This window comes from Rhodopseudomonas sp. BR0C11 (assembly GCF_010820945.1).
Classification (GTDB): domain Bacteria; phylum Pseudomonadota; class Alphaproteobacteria; order Rhizobiales; family Xanthobacteraceae; genus Rhodopseudomonas; species Rhodopseudomonas palustris_H.
Window position 1 is genome coordinate 1 of sequence record NZ_QTKI01000368.1, and the last position, 4,915, is coordinate 4,915.

General features: G+C 65.9%; 4 protein-coding genes and 1 pseudogene. 1 reads left to right on the plus strand and 4 read right to left on the minus strand.

Annotated elements, in window-relative coordinates:
• Positions 1 to 1,209, plus strand: a 1,209-nt coding sequence (locus DYI24_RS21235; RefSeq protein WP_164573737.1) for a M48 family metalloprotease, incomplete at its 5' end; no start/stop codon positions are given.
• A gap of 79 nt (positions 1,210 to 1,288) precedes the next feature.
• On the opposite strand, the gene DYI24_RS21240 is transcribed toward DYI24_RS21235, so the two are convergent.
• From DYI24_RS21240 to DYI24_RS21260, 4 genes and pseudogenes are all read right to left on the minus strand, one after another.
• A complete protein-coding gene (locus DYI24_RS21240) occupies positions 1,289 to 2,413 on the minus strand; it encodes a CarD family transcriptional regulator (RefSeq protein WP_408017628.1) in 1,125 nt (374 codons plus the stop codon).
• Positions 2,414 to 2,644: 231 nt separating this feature from the next.
• The gene (fdxA, locus tag DYI24_RS21250; protein WP_164573739.1) at positions 2,645 to 2,983 is read right to left on the minus strand and encodes a ferredoxin FdxA; all 339 of its coding nucleotides are present in this window, start codon (positions 2,981 to 2,983) and stop codon (positions 2,645 to 2,647) included.
• 74 nt (positions 2,984 to 3,057) lie between these two features.
• A complete protein-coding gene (locus DYI24_RS21255) occupies positions 3,058 to 3,327 on the minus strand; it encodes an RNA-binding S4 domain-containing protein (RefSeq protein ID WP_107342705.1) in 270 nt (89 codons plus the stop codon).
• 29 nt (positions 3,328 to 3,356) lie between these two features.
• Positions 3,357 to 4,915 (minus strand): annotated as a pseudogene (locus DYI24_RS21260) (helicase-related protein); the annotation flags it as partial.

A 4,915-nucleotide genomic window follows, 5' to 3' on the forward strand; every position in this document is an offset into this window, starting at 1 on the left:
GATCTGACTTACAAGGTGACGATCCTCAATTCAGGTGCCGTCAATGCCTTCGCGCTGCCGACCGGGCAGCTCTACGTCACCCGCGGCCTGATCGCGCTCGCCACCGATACGTCTGAACTTTCGTCCGTGCTGTCGCACGAGATGGCGCATGTGCTGGCCAAGCACGCCGCCATCCGCGAGGACCAGGCACGCCAAGCGGCGCTGGTCGCGCGCGTCGTCACCGACATGGGCAACGACCCGGGCATGACGGCGCTGGCGCTGGCCAAAACCAAGCTGTCGATGGCGAGTTTCTCGCGCCAGCAGGAGCTCGAGGCCGACGGCATCGGCATCGGCATCTCGGCGCGGGCGCAGTTCGATCCTTACGGCGCGGCGCGCTTCCTCACCGCGATGGAGCGCAACGCGGCGCTCAAGGCCAATCGCGCCACCGGCGACAGCCGCACCGACTTTCTGTCGTCGCATCCGGCGACGCCGGAGCGCGTCAGCAACGCCCAGAACAACGCCCGGCAATACACCGCGCCGCAGGGCGGCTGGCGTGGTGAACGTGGCGAGCGCGACCGCGAGGCCTATCTCAACGCGATCGACAATATCGTCTATGGCGAAGACCCGAGCGAAGGCTTCGTGCGCGGCCGGCGCTTCCTACATCCCAAGCTCGGCTTCACCTTCCAGGTGCCCGACTCGTTCACGCTCGACAACACCGCGCAGGCGGTGATCGGCCTGCGCGAAGGCGGCAATCAGGCAATGCGGTTCGATGTCGTTCGGGTGCCGGCAGAGCAGTCGCTCGCCGACTATTTAAACTCCGGCTGGATGGAAAACGTCGACAAGAGCTCGACCGAGGAACTGACCGTCAACGGCTTCCCGACCGCGTCGGTGACGGCGCGCGGTGAGCAGTGGCAGTTCAGGGTCTATGCGTTGCGGTTTGGCAGCGACGTCTATCGCTTCATCTTCGCGACCCGGCAGCGCACCGCCGAGAGCGACCGCAACGCCCGCGAGACGGTGAATTCGTTCCGGCGGCTGTCGCTCGAGGAGATCCAGGCCGCGCGGCCGCTGCGTATCAAGGTGATCAGCGTGCAGCCCGGCGACACCGTGGAGTCGCTGTCGCACCGGATGTCGGGTGTCGACCGGCCGCTGGAGCGCTTCCGTGTGCTCAACGGCCTCGACGCTCACGCCCAGGTCAAGCCGCGCGAGCTGGTGAAGATCGTCGTCGACTGACCGAAGAACAGGTCTTGGCCCACGAAAAAGGCCCGGCTGGATGGCCGGGCCTTGATTGCTTCAAACCGAATGCGGCTGCTTACGCGGCCTCGTCGGTCACCGCCTCGTCGTCGGAATCGCCGTCGAGATCCGCATCGGACTCGGCTTCGGCTTCCGCCTCGGCCTTGGCGCCGCGGCGCGGGCTCTTGGCGAGCTGGCTCTCGACTTCCTTGACGGCTTCGGTCTCGGTGATGTGCTGGACCACCGCGATCTCGCGCGACAGACGATCCAGCGCGGCTTCATAGAGCTGGCGTTCGCTGTAGGACTGCTCCGGCTGTGATTCCGAGCGATACAGGTCGCGGACGACCTCGGCGATCGCGACGATGTCGCCCGAATTGATCTTGGCTTCGTATTCCTGCGCCCGGCGCGACCACATCGTCCGCTTGACGCGGGCACGGCCCTTCAGCGTCTCCAGCGCCTTCTTCACCAGCGCCGGATCGGACAGCTTGCGCATACCGACATTGCCGACCTTTGCGGTGGGCACCCGCAGCGTCATCTTGTCCTTGATGAAGTTGATGACGAACAGCTCGAGCTTGGCGCCCGCGATTTCCTGCTCCTCGATCGCCAGAATCTGGCCGACGCCGTGGGCCGGATAGACCACGAATTCATTGGCCTTGAAGCCCTGACGCTGGGTCACGGCCTTCTTCGGCTCCTCGACGCGCGCCTGCGCCGGGGCCGCCGGCTTGGACGCCGCCACCGGCTGCTTCACTTCCGGCTTTACCGCCGCCTTGGCAACGGGCGCCTTCACCTCGGTCTTGACCTCGGCCTTCACCTCCGCCTTGGGGGCAACGGCAGCCTTGGCAGGCTTCGCCGCCGGCTTGGGTGCGGCGACGGGCTTGGAGGCCGCCGGCTTGGCGGGAGTTTTCGCAGACTTGGTTGGCATTTCACTTCTTTTGATTTTCGAGGACTTGAAGGCCGGAGCTTTAGAGGCCGAAGCCTTTGCAGCAGACCCCTTTGCGGTAGCGTGTTTGGTGGCGCTCGCCTTGCTGGCGCCCGCCTTGGTCTGGGTCTTGGAAACAGAAGCCTTTGCGGCGGTCGCTTTGGCGGCTGTCCGGGTGTCCTTGACAGAAGCCTTCGAACGGCTCTTTGTGGCTCCGCGGCTGGCCGCAGATGCCGACTTGGCACCCTTTGAAGAAACACTCGTTTTACGCGTTTTCTGTGACACAGCCTGCGCGTGGAACCGCCACGCCCCTGTTCGTTGCTTTTGACGGGGAACCCTTCCCGGCCGCAAAAACGGCATGCCGGAGTTGACGAATGTGCTAAATATAGCACATTCCCCGCAAAAATCAATGATTTATGACGATTCCAGCCCATTCGGGGCGGTGCCCCGGGGCTCATCTCGTCAACAGGGTTAAGCTGGTCGGCCGGCTGAGCCGGCCTTCTCAAGACCTTCGGCTTAGTCGCCCGAACCCGGCTCCGAAGAGAAGTACTTCTCGAACTTGCCGGCCTGACCGTCGAACTCCTTGGCGTCCGCCGGAGCGTCCTTCTTCTGGGTCAGGTTCGGCCACGTCTTGGCGTATTCCGAATTCAGCTCGAGCCACTTCTCAAGGCCCGGCTCGGTATCCGGCTTGATCGCTTCTGCCGGGCATTCCGGCTCGCACACGCCGCAGTCGATGCATTCGTCCGGATGGATGACCAGCATGTTCTCGCCCTCGTAGAAACAATCCACGGGGCAGACTTCAACGCAGTCGGTGTATTTGCACTTGATGCAGTTTTCAGTGACGACGTAAGTCATCCCAACGCTCCGGAACGGTTCTAATTTTGAGTGTTTGCGTACCGCAGGAGCTCCGCAGCCGCAAGTGTCGATGCCTATTCCCGTGGCATTCCGAGATCGGCATAAAGTCCAGTAACCGACTCGGCGTCGCCACGGCGCTCCGTGAACCCAACCACCTTCAGCACCCGCACGCCACGATCCAGCGCAATCGTCAGCACATCGCCGGCTTTGATGCCGTGCCCCGGTGAGGTCTCGCGCACGCCGTTGATGCGAACGTGGCCGCGTTCGACCAGAGCTGCAGCGCTGGTGCGCGCCCGCACGACGCGCGCATGCCACAGCCATTTATCGAGACGCTGACGCTCCAAGCCCGAACCACTGGCTGTGCCGGCGCGCCTTAGTCCTTGCGGCCGGCGGTGAGTTGCTCCTTCAGCGCGGCGAGCTTGGCGAACGGCGAATTCGGATCCATCGGCCGGTCGCGCTCACGCGGGGCGCTGGAATGCACCTGCCGGTGCGAGCCGCCCTGGTTGTCGCGGCCACCCTTCGGCCCGCCCTGATACTTGTCCTGGAATTTGTCGCGGCCCTTGAAGCGCTCGCGCGGCGGCCGTCCTTCGCCGGAAGCCTCGCGGCGCCCGCCTTCACCTTCCTGATCGCGCCGATTGCGACGGAAATCACCCTTGCCGCGCCCTCCACCACGGTCACCCTTGGCTTCGGCCGCTTCGCCTTCAGTCGCGCCGGCAGGAGCACCGTGCTGCGGACGATTGCGATGGCGGTTACGATCGTGGCGCGGCCGATGCTCGTCGGAGCGTCCACCTGGACGCCAGACTTCGACCAGCTCCGGCTCCGCCTTGGCGGCCGGCGCTGCTTCGTCGCCGGCAGCTGCGGGCGAAGCTTCGGCTGCCGTCGCTTCGGTCGCGGAGGCTTCGCCGGCGTCAGCAGCGGGCTGCTCCGCAGTCTCGGTGTTGGTGGCTTCCGCAACCGGCTCCGCTGCAACAGCCACAGACTGCTCGGCGACGGGCTGCTCAGCGACGGGCTGTTCGTCGGCACTCGGCGCAGGCTCGGCAGCCTCGCCGTCGGCGGGCGACGGCTCGAACGCGATCGCGCCGGCCAGGATGGCCTGATCTTCAGCCGACATTTCGGTCGTGCTAGCCGCCTCGGTCGAGGCCGGAGCCGCCGCTTCGGCAGCTTTCGGTGCCTGGGGCAGCGCCGGGCGCCGCTCCATGCGGTAGCCGAGCGCCTTCAAGATCGACGCGAAGTCTTCGCCGGCCGAACCGGTGAGCGACGTCATCGCCTGGGTGACGACGAAGCTGCGGCCGTCGAAGGCACCCGCCGGCTTCTCGCCGGGCGCGCCTTCACGCCACGCCAGCGCGGGCCGGATCAGGTCGGCGAGACGTTCGAGAATGTCGACACGGACGGCGCGTTCGCCGCACAGCCGGTAGCCCAGCGTGCGGTAGGCATCGCGATCCAGCGCCTTGTCGGCCGGGAACGAGGTGCGGCCGCTGCCGGCGAGATGCTGCGCGCTGGACAGCGCGGCAAGGTCGACATTGTCCTGCTTCTGCGCCCACAGCAGCGAGGCAAGCGCTCGCGCCGCCGGCTTCAGCAGCGAGGGGAAGTAGATGTGGTAGGCGCCGAACCGCACACCGTATTTGCGCAAAGTCGCGCGCGACGGCTGGTCCAGATCCTTCATCTCGGTCGCGATCTTGGCGCGCTCCAGCACGCCGAGCGCCTCGATCAGCTGGAAGGCGATGCCGCGGGCAATGCCGCTGACATCCTCGGCTTTGCCGAGTTCGAACAGCGGTCCGAGGATCTTTTCGACATGGGTCTTGAGCCACAGGTCGAGACGGGTCTGCACCGCTTCGCGCGGCGCGCCTGCCAGACGGTCGTCGGCGATGATCCGCAGCCGCGGCCGCAGCACGTCGTCCGAGCCCACCAGCCGCGCGACCGCATCGCCTGTCC